Source organism: Rhodococcus sp. Leaf278 (assembly GCF_001426085.1).
Taxonomy (GTDB): domain Bacteria; phylum Actinomycetota; class Actinomycetes; order Mycobacteriales; family Mycobacteriaceae; genus Rhodococcoides.
The window spans coordinates 42,022-61,928 of the sequence record NZ_LMRR01000001.1; the positions used below are offsets into that span (position 1 = coordinate 42,022).

General features: G+C 64.1%; 20 protein-coding genes. 11 read left to right on the forward strand and 9 right to left on the reverse strand.

What is annotated here, in order from left to right; genetic code table 11:
* The first annotated feature begins 95 nt into the window (after positions 1-95).
* Both ASG84_RS00230 and ASG84_RS00235 read left to right on the forward strand, forming a co-directional pair.
* The gene (locus ASG84_RS00230; protein ID WP_235581470.1) at positions 96-866 is read left to right on the forward strand and encodes an RsiV family protein; all 771 of its coding nucleotides are present in this window, start codon (positions 96-98) and stop codon (positions 864-866) included.
* 30 nt (positions 867-896) lie between these two features.
* The gene (locus ASG84_RS00235; RefSeq protein WP_057475064.1) at positions 897-1,799 is read left to right on the forward strand and encodes an alpha/beta fold hydrolase; all 903 of its coding nucleotides are present in this window, start codon (positions 897-899) and stop codon (positions 1,797-1,799) included.
* Here ASG84_RS00235 and ASG84_RS00240 read toward each other — a convergent pair.
* The 4 genes from ASG84_RS00240 to ASG84_RS00255 are packed head-to-tail and all read right to left on the reverse strand — an operon-like array spanning position 1,796 to position 5,021.
* Complete coding sequence (locus ASG84_RS00240) at positions 1,796-2,119, reverse strand: putative quinol monooxygenase (protein ID WP_057475065.1); 324 nt, start codon at positions 2,117-2,119, stop codon at positions 1,796-1,798. The genes ASG84_RS00235 and ASG84_RS00240 overlap by 4 nt on opposite strands.
* Positions 2,120-2,165: 46 nt before the next feature.
* Entirely contained in the window at positions 2,166-3,191 is a 1,026-nt protein-coding gene (locus ASG84_RS00245) for an NAD(P)-dependent alcohol dehydrogenase (RefSeq protein WP_057475466.1), read from the reverse strand.
* Positions 3,192-3,196: 5 nt separating this feature from the next.
* On the reverse strand, positions 3,197-3,964 hold the full coding sequence (locus tag ASG84_RS00250; protein ID WP_057475467.1) for an iron-sulfur cluster assembly protein: 768 nt from the start codon (positions 3,962-3,964) through the stop codon (positions 3,197-3,199).
* Positions 3,965-3,977: 13 nt separating this feature from the next.
* Complete coding sequence (locus ASG84_RS00255; protein WP_057475468.1) at positions 3,978-5,021, reverse strand: amidohydrolase family protein; 1,044 nt, start codon at positions 5,019-5,021, stop codon at positions 3,978-3,980.
* 152 nt (positions 5,022-5,173) lie between these two features.
* On the opposite strand from ASG84_RS00255, the gene ASG84_RS00260 reads away from it, so the two are divergent.
* Positions 5,174-6,634 (forward strand): helix-turn-helix domain-containing protein, encoded by a 1,461-nt coding sequence (locus ASG84_RS00260; protein ID WP_057475469.1) that lies wholly within the window; start codon positions 5,174-5,176, stop codon positions 6,632-6,634.
* 18 nt (positions 6,635-6,652) lie between these two features.
* A complete protein-coding gene (ligD, locus tag ASG84_RS00265) occupies positions 6,653-7,606 on the forward strand; it encodes a non-homologous end-joining DNA ligase (protein WP_057475066.1) in 954 nt (317 codons plus the stop codon).
* A gap of 71 nt (positions 7,607-7,677) precedes the next feature.
* Here the strand turns inward: ligD and argG are convergent, their stop codons facing one another.
* Complete coding sequence (gene argG / locus ASG84_RS00270; protein ID WP_057475067.1) at positions 7,678-9,093, reverse strand: argininosuccinate synthase; 1,416 nt, start codon at positions 9,091-9,093, stop codon at positions 7,678-7,680.
* Positions 9,094-9,193: 100 nt separating this feature from the next.
* Positions 9,194-9,889: a FadR/GntR family transcriptional regulator gene (locus ASG84_RS00275; RefSeq protein ID WP_057475068.1), complete on the reverse strand. Its 696-nt coding sequence runs from the start codon at positions 9,887-9,889 to the stop codon at positions 9,194-9,196.
* A 100-nt stretch (positions 9,890-9,989) separates the two neighbouring features.
* Here ASG84_RS00275 and aspA point away from each other — a divergent pair, with 100 nt between their 5' ends.
* The 3 genes from aspA to ASG84_RS00290 are packed head-to-tail and all read left to right on the forward strand — an operon-like array spanning position 9,990 to position 13,744.
* Positions 9,990-11,429, forward strand: a complete 1,440-nt coding sequence (aspA, locus tag ASG84_RS00280; protein ID WP_057475069.1) for an aspartate ammonia-lyase — start codon at positions 9,990-9,992, stop codon at positions 11,427-11,429.
* A 4-nt stretch (positions 11,430-11,433) separates the two neighbouring features.
* On the forward strand, positions 11,434-12,867 hold the full coding sequence (locus tag ASG84_RS00285; protein ID WP_057475070.1) for an amino acid permease: 1,434 nt from the start codon (positions 11,434-11,436) through the stop codon (positions 12,865-12,867).
* Positions 12,860-13,744: an asparaginase gene (locus tag ASG84_RS00290; RefSeq protein WP_057475071.1), complete on the forward strand. Its 885-nt coding sequence runs from the start codon at positions 12,860-12,862 to the stop codon at positions 13,742-13,744. Before ASG84_RS00285 ends, ASG84_RS00290 begins: the two co-directional genes overlap by 8 nt.
* Before the next feature lie 74 nt (positions 13,745-13,818).
* Here ASG84_RS00290 and ASG84_RS00295 read toward each other — a convergent pair whose 3' ends face one another.
* A complete protein-coding gene (locus ASG84_RS00295; protein ID WP_057475072.1) occupies positions 13,819-14,625 on the reverse strand; it encodes an MOSC domain-containing protein in 807 nt (268 codons plus the stop codon).
* 21 nt (positions 14,626-14,646) lie between these two features.
* Here ASG84_RS00295 and ASG84_RS00300 point away from each other — a divergent pair, with 21 nt between their 5' ends.
* The gene (locus ASG84_RS00300; protein ID WP_057475073.1) at positions 14,647-15,219 is read left to right on the forward strand and encodes an isochorismatase family protein; all 573 of its coding nucleotides are present in this window, start codon (positions 14,647-14,649) and stop codon (positions 15,217-15,219) included.
* On the opposite strand, the gene ASG84_RS00305 is transcribed toward ASG84_RS00300, so the two are convergent.
* Positions 15,216-15,818 (reverse strand): hypothetical protein, encoded by a 603-nt coding sequence (locus ASG84_RS00305; protein WP_057475470.1) that lies wholly within the window; start codon positions 15,816-15,818, stop codon positions 15,216-15,218. The genes ASG84_RS00300 and ASG84_RS00305 overlap by 4 nt on opposite strands.
* 59 nt (positions 15,819-15,877) lie before the next feature.
* On the opposite strand from ASG84_RS00305, the gene ASG84_RS00310 reads away from it, so the two are divergent.
* Complete coding sequence (locus ASG84_RS00310; protein ID WP_057475471.1) at positions 15,878-17,290, forward strand: glucose-6-phosphate dehydrogenase; 1,413 nt, start codon at positions 15,878-15,880, stop codon at positions 17,288-17,290.
* Between the two features lie 147 nt (positions 17,291-17,437).
* Entirely contained in the window at positions 17,438-17,575 is a 138-nt protein-coding gene (locus tag ASG84_RS27300) for a hypothetical protein (RefSeq protein WP_156399327.1), read from the forward strand.
* A 68-nt stretch (positions 17,576-17,643) separates the two neighbouring features.
* Here ASG84_RS27300 and ASG84_RS00315 read toward each other — a convergent pair whose 3' ends face one another.
* Positions 17,644-17,850: a PspC domain-containing protein gene (locus ASG84_RS00315; RefSeq protein ID WP_057475074.1), complete on the reverse strand. Its 207-nt coding sequence runs from the start codon at positions 17,848-17,850 to the stop codon at positions 17,644-17,646.
* A gap of 291 nt (positions 17,851-18,141) precedes the next feature.
* On the opposite strand from ASG84_RS00315, the gene ppk2 reads away from it, so the two are divergent.
* The gene (gene ppk2 / locus ASG84_RS00320) at positions 18,142-19,086 is read left to right on the forward strand and encodes a polyphosphate kinase 2 (RefSeq protein WP_057475075.1); all 945 of its coding nucleotides are present in this window, start codon (positions 18,142-18,144) and stop codon (positions 19,084-19,086) included.
* The last annotated feature ends 821 nt before the right edge of the window (positions 19,087-19,907 follow it).

Sequence of the window (19,907 nt, forward strand, 5' to 3'; positions counted from 1 at the left end):
GCACTGGGCCGCGCTCAGCGCGGTCGGCTGCACCCGATTCTCGGTGATGCCCGCCGGGTTTGTGGTTAGTGTAGGTAATGGCTCGAATTCGCTCGATGACGGTCGCACTTGCCGTGGCAGCGGCCCTCGCAGGTTGCTCCACCTCGGGGACCGCCACGCCGGCGTCGGCACCGACGACCACAGAAGTCACGGTCACCACCGAGAGCGCCGAGCCGACGACAACAACGCCGACCACCACCTCGAGTGCCGCCCAGCCGTACGTCGTCGGCAGCACCAGGGTCACCGGGTCCACGGAACGGGCCACCTACGACGTTGCAATTCCGCAGCTCAGTGGTGGGGATCCCGCCGTGACGGCCGAGTTCAACGAGTCGATGCGCGCGGCGCTGCAGGATCAGATCGACCGCGACTACGGATACGACTTCGCCCTCAGTGACGGTTACTCGACAGGTTCGACCTACGTCGGGCGGCGAGTGATCAGTGCCGAACAGATCACGGATTGGATCGCCGTGCCGCCCGGAGCGCACGGTAATTCACTGCTCGCGACCGTCACTATCGACGCCGACACCGCGCAACCGATCTCCCTCGGCGACGCCTTCACCGACCTCGATGCCGGCCTGTCGAGGCTGTCCGAACGAGCGGCGGAAATTCTGCCGACCACCCGCGCAGGGGAGAGCTTCGAGCGCTCGGGCATCGAGCCGACGGTGGCCAACTTCGGCAACTGGACGGCATCACCGGAGGGAATGAACATCCACTTCGGGGACTACCAGGTCGGGGCGTACGGAATCGGGCTCATCACCATCACCGTCCCATGGTCCGACCTGTCCGACGTCCTCGCTCCCGGCATGCAGGACGTGCTGAGCAGCTGACCTTCGGCGCGACAATGCGAACATGGACCGATGATGATTCGCGCAGGGGTGCTGGATGTGTCGTTCGACCGCTTCGGTGATCCGGCGGGCCGCTCGGTGGTGCTGTTGCACGGATTTCCTTACGACACCAGGTCCTACGATGACGTCGCCCGGCTGCTCGCCGATTCTGGCTACGACGTGGTGGTGCCCTACCTGCGCGGCTTCGGACCGACCCGGTTCGTCGATGCGGACACGATGCGCTCGGGTGAACAGGCCGCCATCGGCCATGATCTCCGTGAGTTGATCATCGCGCTGGAACTGAACAAGCCCATCGTCGCCGGCTACGACTGGGGTGGGCGCGCCGCGTGCGTCGTCGCCGCGGTGTGGCCGGAGCTGGTGTCGGGCCTGGTGAGTGTCTCCGGCTATCTGGTTCAGGACATCGCGGCGGCAGTGTCAACGCCGGTCCTTCCGCACCTGGAGAAGCGGTACTGGTACCAGTACTACCTCCACTCCGAGCGGGGCCGCGCCGGGCTGGCGGCGTATCGCGCGGAGATCGCGCAGACACTGTGGACGGATTGGTCGCCGACCTGGCGGTTCGGTGACTCCGAGTTCGCGGCCACCGCGCCCTCGTTCGACAACCCCGACTTCGTGGACGTGTCCGTACATTCCTACCGGCACCGATACGGCATCGAGGCCGGGGATGCGGCCTATGCAGCAACGCAGGAGTTGCTGACACAGCAGCCGAGGATCACGGTGCCCACGGTCGTGATCGATCCGACCGAGGACACCGTCGCCTCTCTGTACGGCAGCCCGGACCACGCGGCGCATTTCACGGATCTGATCGACGTTCGTCAGGTCGATTGCGGCCACAATCCGCCTCAGGAATTGCCGGGGCAGTTCGCCGACGCGATCGTGACGCTGGGCCAGGTGGTCCGGGATCGCGATTCGAGCTAGTTGACCGCGAGCTCACCCAGTTCGTTCCAGTCGGTGCCGTCCACCTCTTGGCTGATGATCTTCGGGGTCTCCTGCAGGTACGGCGGGAGATCCTTCTGAGCCTGCTTGAAGTGGTCCGAGTTCACGTGCGCGCCGCCGGCATCCGGGTCCTTGAACGCCTCCACGAGGACGTACTCGGTGGGGTCGTCGAGGGTGCGCGACCAGAAGTACCAGAGGCACCCTTCTTCGGCCTGGCATGCTTCGGTGAAATCGCGTGAGATCTCGGGCCAGTTGTCGGCGTGCTCGGGCTTGACCTTGAACTTGGCGGTGATGAAGATCAACGTTGCTCCTCTTAGTCGGTGTGATGCTGGTGGGTACTACCCGGTTTCACGGTACGAGAATCGCGCGACCGCGAACCCGTCCGTTGTCGAGGTCGTCGATAGCGCTCTGGAAGTCGTCCAGTGCGTAGGTCTGCGTGTGCAGGTTGACGGCACCGCGTGCGGCGAGCGACATCAGATCGCAGAGGTCGTTGTAGGACCCGACGAGATTGCCGACGATGTTCTTCTCCGCCGACACCAGGTCGATGGTCGGCACGTCGACGTTCTCGCCGTATCCGATGACGTGATAATCGCCGGCCCGTCGGGTCATCGCCAATCCTTCTGCAGTGGAGCCGTTCTCGCCTACGAAGTCGAGTACCACCTCGGCACCGAACCCGCCGGTCAGTTCCATGACTTGATCGACCTGGCTGCCGTCGGCGACCACCGCATGGTCGGCCCCCAGGGTGAGCGCCAGTTTCACGGCGTCGGCGTTGCGGTCGATGACGATCAATTCGGCCGGGGACAGCGCCTCGAGTACCTGAATACCGATGTGGCCCAGACCGCCTGCTCCGATGACGACGCACTTGTCTCTCGGCGTCAGACGCCGGGCTGCTTTGGCTGCAGCGTGATAGGCGGTGAGGCCGGCATCCGCGAGTGCTGCCACCGCCGACGGTTCGAGTGAATCGTCGATCTTGACGACTGTCCTGGCGTTGGTGCGCAGGTAGTCCGCATACCCGCCGTTGGTGTCGATGCCGGGGAAGTCACTCGTCTCGCAGTGCACGTCGTCACCGGACCGGCAGGCCCGGCACAACCCGCACGTCACCAGCGGATGCAGGATCACCTTGTCGCCCTCGCGGACGTTGGTGACGGCCGAGCCGACGGCATGGACCCAGCCCGCGTTCTCGTGCCCGATCGTGTAAGGCAGTGTGACGCCAGACTTTTCGGCCCATTGGCCTTCGAGGATGTGCAAATCGGTACGGCACACGCCTGCGCCGCCGATCTTGACGATGACGTCGAGTGGGCCCTGTACTTCCGGAATCGGCACCTCGGTCATTTCCAGATTCTTGTGATAACCGACGACCTGGACCGCGCGCATCGAACTCATGAAACGTGCTCCTGTGTAGTGCTGTGCGGGACGGTGAGAGTGGTGAGGGGGATGAACGCGCCCTCCTCGCGAGGAACTTGCTGATCCTCCGCTCCGGGGTAGCGAGTCTGCAGCAATCCGCGGCAGAAATGCGCGTTGCCGTCGATCGAGACGCGGGTGGCGCGGGCTCGCCGCATCACCATCGTCAGATCTCCGGTGTGCGGGCGACCGGTGTGATCGACCAGAGCCGGGGCGGCCGGGTCGACCCTCAGCCCGAGGGCCTCACGGCGGCGAAGCAGCGCGGTCGAAGTGCGATCATCCGGAAGGTCTCCGAGAACCACTGCGGCCAAGTCGTTCTCGTTCGAGTCGGGATTGGCGCGCAACCATGCCATGAGCGACCGTTCCATCGCTGCCACATATGCCTTGCGGCGGAACGTTGCTCGCAGTTCCTCGAGATCCTCCTCGGCCTCGTGCCCGAAAGTGCCCCGGTAGCCCGCGTCGGCGGCGAGGCCGGCATTGATTTTGTCCGAGTCGTGGTGATCGTCGAGTTCGACCAGTACCCGATCGGTCCACGGCAACGCCGTCAGCACGTCCTTGGAGTCCCCTGCCATCAGATACGCGAAGTTCGGCGAACAGAACGACGTGGGCAACCGCAGGTGAACCCGCACGACGCCGTCGTCGACCTCGAGGGATCGTACGAAGCCGAGATCGGTGATGGGCTCGTCCAACTCGGGATCCAGGACGACACCGAGGGCGGCGTACGCCTCGTCTTTCCTCGTGGTCATAGCGGTCGTCACGTCACACCGCCGCGAGGTCGGCGCGTTCGGGCTGACGCGGTCCGGTCTCGGTCTCGTCGGCGTCTGGCAGCTGCAGCTCGGCGGGCACCGGGATGTCGTACAGCTTGGCGGCGTTGAGTCCGAGCACCTTCTTCTTCTGCTCGAGCGTGATGGGCGCGTACTCGTCGAGGGACTCGTGGATCTGGAAGTCGACGAATCCTTCGACCAACCACTTGGGTGTCCACAGCGCGTAGTCGGAAGAGAAGAAGATGCGGTCCTCGCCCAGCCAGTACAGCAGTTCACCCATGATCTGACCGAAGTACTTCGGGCGCGTGTGCATGAACGGAATGGCAACGGCGAGGCCGGCATACACGTTGGGCTCCTGGGTGGCGATCCAGCAGAAGTCCTCGAGCCGGGGCAAACCGCAGTGTTCGACGACGAAGTTCAGATCGGTGAAGTCGGTGGCCACGTGGTCGACGTCCGCGACGTCGAACGCATCGCGATCGAGCGGACGGATGGTCGGCCCCTTGTGCACGTGGATGTTCTTGATGCCGACTTCGCGGCACACTTCGAGGTAGCGCCGCGTCCAGTCGTCGTCGAGCTTGTAGCCGCGGGAATCGCCGTGCCACTCGGCGGTGTAGAGCTTGACGCCCTTGAGCCCGAAGCGTTCTGCATCGGCGCGCAGCTGGTCGAGGCCGCGCTCGCCGTTGCGCGGGTCGAAGTGGTGGTTGTAAGTCAGTTTGTCCGGGTGCGCCGCGGCCAGCGCCGACGCTTCCTCGGTCTGTCCGAACCCCGTCTTGTAGAACTCCCCGAGGTGCGCCGGCTGGAAGATGGCGTGATCGACGTACCCGATCTCGAACAGGTCGTGCATCAACCGCTCGCCGCCCTGGTAGAGGTACTCGTCGTATGTCCACAGCTCGCTCTCGGGGGAGAGGTTGCGGTGATAGTCGTAGAAGCAGTCGATGAACTGCTTGCCGTGGATGTTGCGTTGGTTCTCCTGCCGCGCGTCCCACAGGGCGATGTGAGCGTCGACGATGAAGAAGTTTTCGCCGTTCTTGGTGTACATGCGTGGGCCTCCCGAAGTGCGGTTCGTGACGTGGGTCACGTTTGTCTGTGCACGACGGTAGAGCGGCGGGGTCGTCTCGAGGGCTTCTCGCTGTCTCAATTCGAGACGATCGACAGACGGGTATTGCGACATGCGAATGTAACGTGGATCACATGGCTGAATCGGAGGGTCTCGCGCGAGCCCGACTGCACTCGGAGCCCCTCGCTGCCGTCTCGCACCGTCTTCTCGCATCCTGGCACCGCAGTCAGCGGTACGGCGTCTCGCTGGACGAGGTTGCTCCGGTCTTCTCGGGCACCTACGACGGTGAATCCCTCTTCTACCGGTGCGGTCGGGAGGTGCTCGACGGCCTGCGCGACACGTTGGCGAACGAGCCGGTATCGATGATGCTCACCGATGCCGACGGTCTCGTGCTGGATCGGGTGAGTGCCGACCGCGAGTTGCTCGCCGCCCTCGATCGGGTCCATCTGGCACCCGGGTTCTCGTATGCCGAGGATCAGACGGGGACCAACGGACTCGCGCTGGCGCTGGCGGATCGGGTGCCCGCGGTGGTCAGAGCCGACGAACACTATTCACTGTCGCTGGCCGGGTACACCTGTGCGGCTGCTCCGGTGCTCGATCCACTGACCGGCCGGGTCGAGGGGTGCGTCAATCTCACGACGTGGTCGCAGTCGTCGTCGGATCTGCTTCTGGCCCTTGCTCAATCGGCTGCCGGGAACACCTCGGCCATGATGCTCGCCCGGTCGCAGGGCCAGCATCCTCGGCCGGCCCCGCGCGGTGAGGTCTTTCGGGTCGAGACCGCGCACAGCGGAGCGGGATCCGGCATCGTCGACGACCTCTCGCCGGCGTGGCGCAGCGCGTTCGCCACCGCGAGAACGGCTCTCGCCGATCATGGTTCGGTATTGATGGTCGGTGAGGCAGGGTCCGGTCGAGCCACCGTCCTGGCCCGCGCGCTGCGGGCAGCTCGGCCCCGTGGCCGAATCCTCAGTGCCGGTGCGCCCGCTGCCCGTGATGTCGAAGCCTGGCTCGACCTGTGGACTCCCGAATTGCCGAAACCCGATACCGCCGTGGTCATTCGTGACGTCGACCGGCTGCCCGCCCGCGCGGCGGACACGTTGGCGGAACTACTGCGTCGGGCGGGAGCAGGCGTGCCGGTGACCGTGACAGCATCCAACTACGACGACGTGCCGCATGCACTCGCGGGATTGCTGCGCACGGTCGTCGAATTGCCTGCACTTCGGCACCGACCCGACGACATCGCGCCACTCGCGCTGCATCTGGCGGGCCGGGTGCGCGGCCGGGCAGTCACGCTGACCGGTGCCGCCGAGCGGGCACTTCGGGAATACGCGTGGCCGGGCAATGTGGCCGAAGTGGCAACGGTGATGCACCACGCGGCGATCCGCGCCGACGTCATCGGCATCGAACACCTTCCGCCGGAGGTGCTCTCACACACCACCCATCGGCTCACCCGTATCGAGACGTTCGAGCGCGACGAGATGATCCGCGTGCTCACTCGCCCCGGAGTCACGATGAACGAGGCGGCGGAGGAACTGGGCATGAGCCGCGCGACCATCTATCGCAAAAGGGACCGTTACGGCATCACGCTTCGATCCTGATCGCTTACGCTCGACCGCATGGCCAGTAGCTCTCCGTCGATCGAGTTGCCGGTCGGTGACCGCATCGTCCGCATCTCCAATCCCGATCGGGTGTACTTCCCCGAGAGCGGGGCCACCAAGCTGGATCTGGTGAACTACTACCTGAGCGTGGGCGACGGCATCGTGCGTGCGCTGCGGGAGCGCCCGTGCATGATGCACCGCTTCCCCAAGGGCCTGGCCGGCGACAAGGTGCACCAGAAGCGCGTGCCCAACGGAGCGCCGCCGTGGCTCGAAACCGTTCAGGTGACGTTTCCCCGCTACAACCGCACCGCCGACGAGCTGTGCGTGACGGAGTTGGCGCACGTGGCCTGGGCCGTGCAGATGTCCACCGTCGAATTCCATCCGTGGAACAGTCGCCGCGCCGACGTCGAGATGCCCGACGAGTGGCGCATCGACCTCGACCCGATGCCCGACTGCCCTTTCGATCGGGTTCGGCGTGTGGCGGGGGTGGTGCAGGAAGTGCTGAGTGATCTCGGTGCCGTCGGCTGGCCCAAGACCTCCGGCGGCCATGGTCTGCACATCTACGTTCGGATCGATCCGGCCTATGGATTCAAGGACTTACGAAGGGCGGCATTGGCTTTCGCGCGTGAAGTAGAGCGTCGCGCACCGGAGGACGTGACCACGACGTGGTGGCGCAAGGACCGCGACCCGTCGAAACTGTTCGTGGACTACAACCAGAATGCGCGCGACCACACCATCGCCAGCGCGTATTCGGTGCGCGGAAATCAACAGGCGACGGTGTCGACGCCGATCTCGTGGGACGAAGTAGCGAGCGTCGATCCTCGCGAGTTCACGATGTCTACGGTGCCCGCCAGATTCGCGGAGTTGGGTGACCTGCACGCCGGCATCGACAGTGCAGTGTTCGCGATCGACGAGCTACTCGAGTGGGCGGAGCGCGACGAGCATCAGGGTTTGACGGAGCCCGAAGAGTGATGCGCCGAACTCGCAGTTATGTACGGAAATCCGCTGAAATCCGTACACAACTGCGAGTTCGGCGGCAAAAATTAGTCGGTGCCGGACTCGATGGCGGCGTTGTCGAGGGCCGAGGAATCCACCGAACTATCGGGGCTGCTCGCGGCGATCGCGTCGGCTCCGCCTGCGGGCAGTTCGCCGATCAGATCGCCCCAGGCCGTGAGCTGATTCTGCGCGGCGTACTGCTCGAGTTTGCTGCGTGAATCGGCGATGTCGAGGTTGCGCATCGTCAACTGTCCGATGCGGTCGCCGGGGAAGAACGCCTGGCCCTGGCTGCGTTCCATGGACAGCTTCTCGGGGTGGTAGCTGAAGTTGCTGCCCTGGGTGTCGACGATCGTGAAGTCCTGGCCGCGGCGCAATCGCAGTGTCACGCTGCCGCTAACGACGTTACCGACCCAGCGCTGCAGGCCCTCGCGCAGCATCAGTGCCTGCGGATCGAACCAGCGGCCCTCGTACAGCAGGCGTCCGAGTCGTCGGCCCTCGTTGTGGTACGACGCGACGGTGTCCTCGTTGTGGATGGCGTTGACGAGGCGCTCGTAGGTGATGTGCAGCAACGCCATTCCGGGAGCCTCGTAGATGCCGCGGCTCTTGGCTTCGATGATGCGGTTCTCGATCTGGTCGCTCATGCCGAGCCCGTGGCGGCCGCCGATGGCGTTGGCTTCCATGACGAGGTCGACGGGGTTGTCGAAGCTCGTGCCGTTGATTCGCACCGGGCGGCCGCGCTCGAACTCGACGGTGACCTCCTCGGGATCGATCTCCACCTCGGGGTCCCAGAACCGGACGCCCATGATGGGGCTGACGATCTCGAGGGACGTGTCGAGGTACTCGAGCTTCTTCGCCTCGTGGGTAGCACCCCAGATGTTGGCGTCGGTGGAGTACGCCTTCTCCGCGGAGTCGCGGTAGGGGAGGGTGCGCTGAGTGAGCCACTGCGACATCTCGTGGCGGCCGCCGAGCTCGGCGACGAACGCCTCGTCGAGCCAGGGCTTGTAGATGCGCAGCTCCGGGTTGGCGAGCAGGCCGTAACGGTAGAACCGCTCGATGTCGTTGCCCTTGTATGTCGAACCGTCGCCCCAGATCGAGACGCCGTCCTCCTGCATCGCTTTGACCAACATCGTGCCGGTCACCGCGCGGCCGAGCGGGGTGGTGTTGAAGTACGTCTGCAGCGACGAGCGGATGTGGAACGCGCCGCAGGTCAGCGCGGCCAGGCCCTCCTCGACGAGCGGTTCGCGACAGTCGATGAGCCGCGCCTGCTCGGCCCCATAGGCCAAGCCGCGTTCGGGCACATCCGACAGATCCGGTTCGTCGTACTGGCCGATGTCGGCGGTGTACGCGTAGGGGACCGCGCCGTGCTCGCGCATCCATGCCACGGCCACCGAGGTGTCGAGACCGCCGGAGAATGCAATGCCGATTCGTTCGCCGACCGGGAGGGAGTTCAGTACCTTCGTCACGGCCCGCAGCTTAGTAGGGGTTGTTCCGCAGGCTCCACTCCCGGCTAGTAAGGGTCGTTCCGCAGGCTCCACTCCCGGTAGCAGGGGCGGGCCACAACCGTCACCGGCGCAGCGACTCCACAGCTCCGCGAACCGCGCTGAGGTGGTCGGTCATGGCCTGAGCTGCAGCGGAGTAACTACCCGAACGAATTCCCTCGACGATGGCGTCGTGCTCGATGTTGGACTGCTGCTGGCGATGCGCAACGAGGTTGAGGGTTTCGGATTGGCGGGTCAACGCGCCGCGGATATCGACGATGATCGCCTCGAACACGCGGTTCTTGCTGGCCCTGGCAATGGCGGTGTGGAATTGGCCGTCGAGCGTGACCCAGCTCTGCTGATCGTCCTCCTCGCGCATCTCCTCGGTGAGTCCGAGCAGGATCTGCAGATCCTCCTCGGTGTGCCGTTCGGCTGCCCAGCCTGCGGCGGGAATTTCGACGTGTGGTCTGGCCTCCATCAGCTCGCGCGCTGCGTAGTTGCCGATGTCGAGATCGCCCGTGACCCGATCGGCGATGACGAACGTCCCTCGGCCGGTCTTGGTTTCGGTCAGACCCAGGGCCGTGCACGATCTGAGGGCCTCACGGATGACGGAGCGGCTGACGCTGTGTCGGGCGGCCAGCGAGGCCTCGGACGGCAATTTCTGTCCGACGGGGAGATCGCCCGACGAGATCGCGGCTCGTAGGTCTGCGAACACCGCCTCGGCTGCGCTCATGCGGGCATTGGTGGGCGCACTGACTGCCCAGCTGTCCGACAGGTTCATGCAGTGATCCTATCCCGGGGTTGACCTACGAGGTGTTCTGCGCCACACTCTACCTGTCAGACAGCCGGACAGCTGGACACCCCCACCTAGGAGCGCAACTGTGGCCGATACCCGTATCGAGAAGGATCTTCTCGGGGAACGTGACATCCCGACGAGCGTGTATTGGGGAATCCACACTCTGCGAGCCCTCGAGAACTTCCCCATCACCGGGCGTCCGATCTCCACCAATGCGCACCTCGTTCGTGGACTCGCGGCGGTGAAGTGGGCGGCCGCATCGGCCAATCAGGACCTCGGGATTCTCGACGCCACCCGTGGGGAGGCGATCCGCACGGCGTGCCAGGAAATTCTCGACGGCCAGTGGCACGAGCAGTTCGTCGTCGACGTCATTCAGGGCGGCGCGGGCACCTCGACCAACATGAACGCCAACGAGGTCATCGCGAACCGTGCCCTGGAGATCCTCGGGCATCCGCACGGCGACTACAGCATGCTGCACCCCAACGAGCACGTGAACGCATCGCAGTCCACCAACGACGTGTACCCGACGTCGGTCAACATCGCGACCATCTTCGCCGTGCACGAGCTCATCGCCTCGATGAAGATATTACGAGATTCGTTCTCCCGCAAAGCAAGCGAGTTCGCGACCGTCGTCAAGATGGGCCGCACCCAGCTACAGGACGCGGTGCCGATGACCCTCGGGCAGGAGTTCGGTACCTATGCGATCATGATCGACGAGGACTGCTCACGGCTCGAAGAAGCCGCACTGCTCGTCCACGAGATCAATCTTGGAGCCACCGCCATCGGCACCGGCCTCAACGCGCCCGCCGGCTACACCGAATCGGCCGTCGCGCACCTGCGCACCATCACCGGCCTGCCGCTCGTCACCGCGACGGATCTCATCGAGGCGACTCAGGACGTCGGGCAGTTCGTACATCTGTCCGGTGTGCTCAAGCGCGTGGCAGTGAAGCTGTCGAAGATCTGCAACGACCTGCGCCTGCTGTCCTCCGGTCCGCGGGCCGGATTCAACGAGATCAATCTGCCGCCGATGCAGGCGGGTTCGTCGATCATGCCCGGCAAGGTGAATCCCGTCATTCCCGAGGTTCTCAACCAGGTTGCCTACGAGGTGATCGGGCACGACGTCACCATCACGATGGCCGCCGAGGCAGGGCAGCTGCAGCTCAACGCATTCGAGCCGATCATCGTCAAATCCCTGTCCGACGGTATGGCGCACCTGAGTGCCGCCTGCCGCACCGTCGCGCATCGGTGCGTCGACGGCATCACTGCCAACGTGGATCTGTTGCGCGAGCGCGTCGAGAACTCGATCGGTCTGGTCACCGCTCTCAGCCCGTATCTCGGATACGTCGAATCCACCGCCATTGCCCAGGAAGCACTGGTCAGTGGCCGCAATGTCGTCGATCTTGTGCTCGAGAAAGGGTTGCTGGCGCGCGAGGAGCTGGATCGACTGCTGAGCCCCGAGCATCTCGCGAACCTGCGGGTCGCTCCCACCGAGCATTCGGTTGCTCCCGAGACATCGACGAGGTGACGCGATGAGCACAGAGAACCCGACCCAGAAGCAGTCCTTCAACGAAGAGGATCTGGGATATCGAAAAGAGCTGGCTCCGCGCCAAATTCAGATGATCGCCATCGGCGGCGCGATCGGTACCGGACTGTTCATGGGCGCCGGCGGACGGCTCCGCGACGCCGGTCCCGCGTTGGTTCTGGTGTACGCGCTGTGTGGATTCTTCGCATTCCTGATCCTGCGCGCGCTGGGTGAGCTGGTGATGCACCGACCGTCATCAGGATCATTCGTGTCGTACTCGCGCGAATTCTTCGGGGAGAAAGTCGCTTTCGCAGCCGGCTGGCTGTACTGGATGAACTGGGCGATGACGGCGGTTGTCGATGTCACCGCCGTGGCGCTGTACATGAATTTCTTCAAGAAGTACTGGGCGCCACTGGGCGACGTCGACCAATGGGTGTTCGCGCTCGCAGGCCTGGTGCTCGTGCTCGGTTTGAATCTGGTGTCGGTCAAAGTCTTCGGTGAGCTCGAATTCTGGTTCGCGCTCATCAAAGTCGTTGCGCTGGTGACTTTCTTGGCGATCGGCACCTACTACGTCATCTTCGGCACGCCCATCGACGGGCAGGAGCCGGGTCTGAGTGTGCTCACCGACAACGGGGGTCTCATCCCCAACGGATTGCTGCCGGCGATCGTGGTGATCCAGGGCGTCGTGTTCGCCTACGCCTCGATCGAGCTCGTCGGCACCGCAGCCGGGGAGACGCAGAACCCCGAGAAGGTCATTCCCAAGGCGATCAACACCGTCATCGTCCGCATCGTCGTGTTCTACGTCGGCTCGGTGCTGTTGCTCTCACTTCTGCTGCCGTACAACGCCTATCAGGCCGGCGAGAGTCCGTTCGTGACGTTCTTCGGAGCGATCGATGTCGACGGTGCCGACGCGATCATGAATCTCGTCGTCCTCACCGCGGCACTGTCCTCCCTCAATGCCGGGCTGTACTCCACCGGACGCATCCTGCACTCGATGGCCGTCGCCGGCTCGGCACCGAAATTCGCGGCCCGGATGAACAAGTCGGGGGTGCCGTACGGCGGTATCGCATTGACGTCGGTGGTGACATTGCTCGGCGTCGTGCTCAATGCCGTCGTGCCGGCGCAGGCATTCGAGATCGTGCTCAACCTCGCTGCGCTCGGCATCATCAGCGCATGGGCCGTGATCGTGGCGTGCCAACTGAAGTTCTGGTCGCTGTCCAAGACCGGCGCGGTCACCCGACCTGCATTCCGACTGTTCGGTGCGCCGTACACCGGATACGCAACGCTAGGCTTCTTGGCGTGTGTACTCGTGCTGATGGCCTTCGACAAACCCGTGGGAACCTGGACGGTGGCGTCGATCCTGCTCATCGCTCCGATGCTCATCGGAGGTTGGTACCTGTGCCGCAACAGAATTCGAGAGGTAGCAGCGCGAAGTGAGTGAGCATGTCGCCTTGTTGACCACCGGTGGAACGATCGCCAGTAGTCGCGACGAGCACGGGGTGTCTCGGCCGGTGGCCGGTGCAGGGATAGATCTCGAGGGTGTGCGGGTGCGTGAGGTGATGTCGAAGGACAGCTCCGCTCTGGACTTCTGGGATCTCGACACCATTCGCACTGCAGTGGCGGGCGCATTGACCGAGGACGGTTGCGTCGGAGTGGTGGTGCTGCACGGAACCGACACGATGGAGGAGTCGGCCCTCTACGTCGATCTGTTCCACGACGACGAGCGTCCGGTGGTGTTCACCGGTGCGCAGCGCACGGCCGATCATCCCGATCCGGACGGGCCGGGAAACATTGCCGCGGCGGTGGCGGCAGCGCAGTCCGAACGCGGTGTGCTGATCGCCTTCGGTGGACGGTTGCTGCCGGCTCGCGGTGCGATCAAGATGCACACCACCGAGCTCGACGCGTTCCGCTCTGCCGCGCTCCTTCGGCCGAAACCCCTGCAGTGGAAGCCCGTTGCCGGGATCAGGGTCGACGTCGTCGCGTTGTATCCGGGTGCCGACGGCGTCCAGATCGATGCCTGCGTCGACGCCGGGGCGTCGGGCATCGTGCTCGAGGCACTGGGCTCGGGGAACACAAACGCCCGTGTTGTCCGCGCGGTGAAGCATGCGGTGGACGCCGGGGTGCACGTGGTCGTCACGACGCGGGTGCCGTTCGGTGAGACCTCGCCGACGTACGGCGGCGGCGGAGGTGGGCATGATCTGCTGAATGCGGGTGCGGTGTTCTCACGGGAACTGCGCGCGGGGCAGGCACGTATTCAGTTGGCGGCGCTGATTGCATCGGAAGCAAGTGCGATGGTTGTCCACAATTCGTTCTCGTAGACGGAAAACCGTCTGCGGACGCAAATAGTGGACACTCAGCGCACCACGGAAGCCTGAGATGGTCGCCGTTCGAGCTACAGCTCCGACTCGCCCCAGGACTCAACGCGTAATTCGTCACCGATCGACACGGTTCCTTCCTCGATCACCGAGAACTTGGAACCGAACGCGACGCCCTTCTGCCGACCTCGGCGGTAGTCACCCAGGGTGCGCAGTGGTTCGGGGCCGCCCCGCTCACCGGTGGTCTGCTCGACCGTGGTGACGGCGCAGCGGATGGCCAGTTTGGTGTAGGCGAGGCGCGCGGACCCGATCTCGACCTCGCGAAGCTCGTCCTCCCGGTGCGGTTCTTCCCCTCCGTCGAGAACGATGTTGGGGCGAAATCGATCCATCGGCAGTGCGACGTCGAGTCGGGAGTTGAGACCGGCCAGCGTGGCGGTCGAGAGGATGTGCACGGCGGCGCTGTCGGCGAATTGTGCTGACCCGGGCGAGATTCCATCGGTGACTCGGCCGTGGTCGCGCGGGGCAGCGACCAGCCTCGACGGTTCTCCGATCACCTCGGCGAGCCAGGCGGCGACCTCGTCGCCCTGGTCGATACCGTGCATCGGTGCGCGAAACATCGTGATGTCCCGCGCCTCGGAGTCTCGGTCCACCGGCACGGTCACCGAACCGGTCGTCGCATGCGAGAGGGTCAACGTTCCGTCACCCACCGAGCATCGAACGACCGCGAGAAGGGGATCGGTGCGTTGACTGCGAAAAGCGCCGTCTTCGTCGACGATCATGAATGCTCGATCGTGTTCGAGACCGGTGGCACTCACGTGGGCCGAATCCAGTGCGACACCTGCGCATCCCTTGACGGGGTAGGTGACGAGAGACGATATGCGCACGCGTCGAGGATACTGGGCTCCATGACACGTGCTCTGTTGATAGTGGATGTGCAGAACGATTTCACCGAGGGCGGCGCGCTCGCGGTGAGCGGCGGCGCGGAGGTCGCCCGCAAGGTGAGCGCTTACCTTGCGCGCCACGGTGACGAGTACGACCTCGTGGTGTCCTCGCGTGATTGGCACGATGCGGAGGGCGACAACGGTGGACACTTCGCGACCGATGCCGCCCCGGATTTCGTCACCACGTGGCCGGTGCACTGCGTAGCGGGCACGGTCGGCGCCGAGTATCACCCCGATTACGTGACCGGTTCGGTCGACGTGCACGTCTACAAGGGGCAGGGGAAACCGTCGTACTCGGCGTTCGAGGGTGTCACCGAGGACGGGACACCCCTCGCCGAGATACTCACCGCCAACGAGGTCACTGCCCTCGACGTCGTCGGACTTGCGACCGACTACTGCGTGCTGGCGTCGGCGAAAGACGCTGTGGCCGAGAAGCTCGACGTCCGCGTTCTCACCGACCTCGTTGCGGGAGTTGCGCCCGAGACCTCCGCTGCGGCCCTGGACGATCTGCGAAAGTCCGGCGCGGCGGTGGTCTAACTGTCGATCGTCGTGGTGATGGTGGTGACCGACGGTGCCGCCGGGGTGCTGCCGAAGCCGAAGGTCACCGGGGGAGTGACGGGGGTGAGCGATCCGAGGTCCTTGCCCTGCCACGATGCCGAGACGTCGGTGACCCGATGTTGGCCGCGCGCACCGTAATACTCGCGTCGGCCCCCACCGGCGCTGCCGCGGGTGCGTACGCCGCGCAGTATCACTCGTGCGATGGGATCGCTGATCGCGCAGAACCACGGTGCCGTCGACACTGCATCGGGGACGAGGCGCAACGCGCGGCCGAGCACGGTGGGCCCGGCAACGCGAATTCTCACCGACAGATCACCGGCCCGCACCGAGCGCCAATTGTCGGGTTCCGCCGAGAACGTCACCGGTACCAGCTCGGTGGAGTCGAAGGTGTATGTCGCGGTGACGAATTCCCTGACGTCCTCGTTGGGCGCTATCAGCAGACGTTGCCCGTCGGCGAATTGGACCATGACGTCGGTGAACTCGCCGAGCGGCGACCGCGTCCAATGCCCGACGACGATTCGCACACCTGACGCCGTGCCTACCCCGTAGATCTCCCCGTGAAACCGTGATCTGGTCATCATCCACCCTCATCGTCGGCACTGTGCGCTCCCAAACTCTGCGGTGCATAGTGGAGGTCATGGCGTCCTCGCAACCCACTGTATTCGTCCTGTTCGGCGCAACCGGAGACCTCGCGAAGCGAATGGTCCTGCCGTCGTTCTACCAACTTCACCTCGAGGGCCTACTGCCCGAGAAATGGATCCTGATCGGCAACGGTCGCAAGGACTCGTCCGACGACGAGTTCCGCGATCATGTCCGTAGCGTTCTCGACGAGTTCGCCGAGAACGTGGCCGAGGACGATTGGTCTGCGTTTTCCGAGCGAATCCGCTTCGCGGGCAACGGCTTCACCGTCGATGATCCCGGTAAGTTGCCCGACGTCGTCGCCGAGGTGAAGAAGGACATCGGTGACGACGCCCAGTTGGTGCACTACATCGCATTGCCGCCGAGCACCTTCGTCGATTACACGAAGGCCCTTGGGACACACGATCTCGCCGATGGTGCCCGGGTGGTGTACGAGAAGCCCTTCGGCACCTCGCAGAAGAACTTCGAGGAACTCGACAAGGCCGTCCACGAGGTCGTCGACGAAAAACAGGTCTATCGAATCGATCACTTCCTCGGCAAGGAAGCGACGCAGAACCTGCACGTGGCGCGGTTCGCCAACGGAATGATCAGTGGCATCTGGAGCGCCGAGCACGTGGCGCAGGTGCAGATCGACGTGCCCGAGACCCTCGACATCGACGATCGCGCCGAGTTCTACGACGCCACCGGCGCAGTGCTGGACATGCTCGTCACCCACCTGTTCCAGGTTGCGGCCGAGGTGGCAATGGAGCCGCCGGCATCGTTGAAGGCAGATGATCTGCAAGCCGCTCGCGAGACCGTGATCGGTCGGTTCCGGCCGCTCGACACCGCCGAGGTGGTTCTCGGTCAGTACGACGGTTACCGCGACGTCGAGGGCGTCGACGATAATTCGTCCGTCGACACGTTCGTGGCGGCGAAGTTGTGGGTCGATACCGACCGCTGGCGTGGGGTTCCGTTTCTGCTCCGCACCGGAAAGATGTTGGGGGTGAGCCAACAGCGCGTCTCGTTGGTGTTCCGCAAGCCGGCCGACAGTCCGCTGGGCGAGCTGCCGGAGGACGGCGCGGTGCTCTCGTTCGACCTCTCCGGCGACGGCAGCATCGACATCGCCATGACGGTCAAGGAGCCGGGTCCCGATTTCGACCTGTCGGTCGGACACCTGGCGCTCCCACTCGAGTCGGTGCCCGATGCCGAGCCGCTCAGCCCGTACGCGCGCCTGATTCTCGACGTGCTCAGCGGCGATCGTTCGCTGTTCACCCGGCCCGACGGCTTGGCACACGTGTGGGACGTGGCCGCACCGTTGTTGGACAATCCGCCGACGGTGCAGAGTTACGCACCCGGTTCGATGGGACCCGCCGCGGCCGACGACCTTGCGGCACCATGCGGTTGGTTGATCACCGGGAAGAGCGAGGACTGACTCGGCGTCGCGTTCGAGGGCTCAAACAGTCGGTAGGTCCTTTTTGTCCGAAACTGTGGACCGGGCCGTATTCGGAACGTTATGTTTCTGCGGCCTGGTCACACTTGCGACTCAGGTCATGGCCACGCCCTCGAAAGGTTCTCCCTCATGTTTCTTGATCTCATCCTCGGTCTGCTCGGCGGCGGCGAAGACGGCGGTGTCACGGACATCATCACCGGCGACCTGCTCGACGGGCTGCTCGAGGGACTTCTCGGCGACAGCACCGGCAGCTTCGGCTCCAGCTAGATTCGGTACAGACCGGCCCCGCGTCTCTGATCAGAGGCGACGGGGCCTTTTCTGTGTCCGCCGCCGGATCACGGCCGGCGCGGCATCAACATCAGCGCCGCAAGGTAGATCAGTACGACGGTGCCGCCGGTGAGGACTGCTCCGGCTACGGTGGCGAGCCGGACGATGTTGACGTCCCAGCCGAAATACTCGGCAATTCCGCCACACACACCTCCCACCATGTTCTGTGTACTCGACCGGGTGAATTCTCTGGGTGAACCGCTCTCGAATGTCATGGTGAAAAGTCTCCGTCATCAACGGCTTTCGGCGCATCGGGGGTTTCACCCATATCGACCCCGATAAACGGACGGTCCGGCACACGCTGCTGGAACAATATCCTCGACTTTTCCGCGCCGAGGCCTGGACCGAAACCTTCGGTGAGGGCTACGGTCGCATTCGATCGGCCGTGCGGGCGTCGCCCCGGCCCGTCCCCCTTGCGGGCCGGGAGCGACGTGCAGCGGCCGAAGGCGTGCGGTGTTCACCGAATCGCCATGGATTGGTCACCGATGAGCACTAACTTTCGGCACATGACCGACAACGATCTCCGCAACGGTGAGGCTTCACGTACGAACCTGAGCGATCTGCTCGACATCACCAAGGCAGTTGATCTTGCCGACACATCGGGCTACACCGTCGACGACTCCGATGACGACGATCCGGTTCTGCTGACGGTCCCCGACGGGCACGTCGTCGATACCTGGCGGGAGAACTACCCGTACGACGAACGCATGACTCGGGCGGAGTACGACCTCGAGAAGCGACTGCTGCAGATCGAGCTTCTGAAGCTGCAGATGTGGACCAAGGACACCGGTCGACGCCACGTCATCATTTTCGAGGGCCGGGACGCCGCCGGTAAGGGTGGCACGATCAAGCGCTTCATGGAGCACCTGAACCCCCGCGGTGCCAGTGTCGTCGCCCTCGAGAAGCCGTCGGTCCGTGAGTCGACGGAGTGGTACTTCCAGCGCTACATCGCGCATCTGCCTGCCGCCGGCGAGATCGTCATGTTCGACAGGTCCTGGTACAACCGGGCAGGTGTGGAACGCGTGATGGGCTTCTGCACAGACGAGCAACACGCCCAGTTCGTCCGGCAGGCTCCGTTGTTCGAGCAGATGCTCGTGGACGAGGGCATCAGCCTGACCAAGTTCTGGTTCTCGGTCTCGCAACACGAGCAGCGCACCCGCTTCGCTATTCGGCAGGTCGACCCGGTGCGGCAATGGAAACTTTCGCCCATGGACCTCGCATCGTTGGACAAATGGGATGCGTACACCGCGGCGAAGGAAGAGAACTTTCGCGCCACCGACACCGACGTCGCACCGTGGACGATCGTCAAGAGCAACGACAAGAAGCGCGCCCGCATCAATGCAATGCGTTTTGTGCTCAACAAATTCGACTATGCCAACAAGGACCCCGAAATAGTCGGAGAAACAGACCCACTGCTTGTCGGTCGCGCCAAAGACGTGATCGGCGAATAGTTTTCGTCGACGATGCAGTGTGCTGGCCGGTAAGTAGTTGCGGTACCGACTCTTCGGCGTCTCGAGTTGGTACCGGGTACTGCACCGAAGATGTGTGTGCGGTAAGAACGAAGAAGGTCGTACTACCTACGGCTGTACGTACACACGAGCATCAGGAGTTCTCATGGGTTCAGCAGCGCAGTTCTTCACCGACATCGCCACCGGAGTCTACGACGGCATCGTCGATGCAATCGTCGACCAGATCGTCGGCGTGCTGACGTCCGGTAGCGCCGCTTAAGCAGTCGGATAATGTCGCGGTCGCCGTCGGGGGCGGCCGCGGCATCGGCGACACCGTGACCGTTTTGTGATGGCTCACTAAGATTTTCGACTTTTAGTCACTAATGCGTATACAGAACGTAATCCGATCGGGTACAAATCTTCTTGCAGAGGTAATCGAGTGACGACCGTCACGTTCGATCTGCATCCCCCTCTATCAAGGAGCCTGTCGCATGTCCGCTGAACTCGGTGACCTCTTCGCAATTCTCCTCCAGCTCTTCTCGGGTATCAGTTCTTCTTCCGACTGACATTCCTGGCTCCACGCCGTCGGCCCCTGGCCGTGACGCCCGATCGGAGCCGCTGTCTTTCGGACCCACGTTCTTCCACGATGTTGTCGCAGCATCGAATCCCGCTTTCCTGAAGGAGTTTTCAATGGAATTGCTCGCAATCCTGCTGCAGTTGCTCGCTCTCGGTAGCTCGGAGGGCAGCGGCTCGGGCGTAGTCGAAATCCCCGGCACGCTTCCCAGCTGAACCGCGACCGAAAGCCGGGCCCGACATGCTGTCGG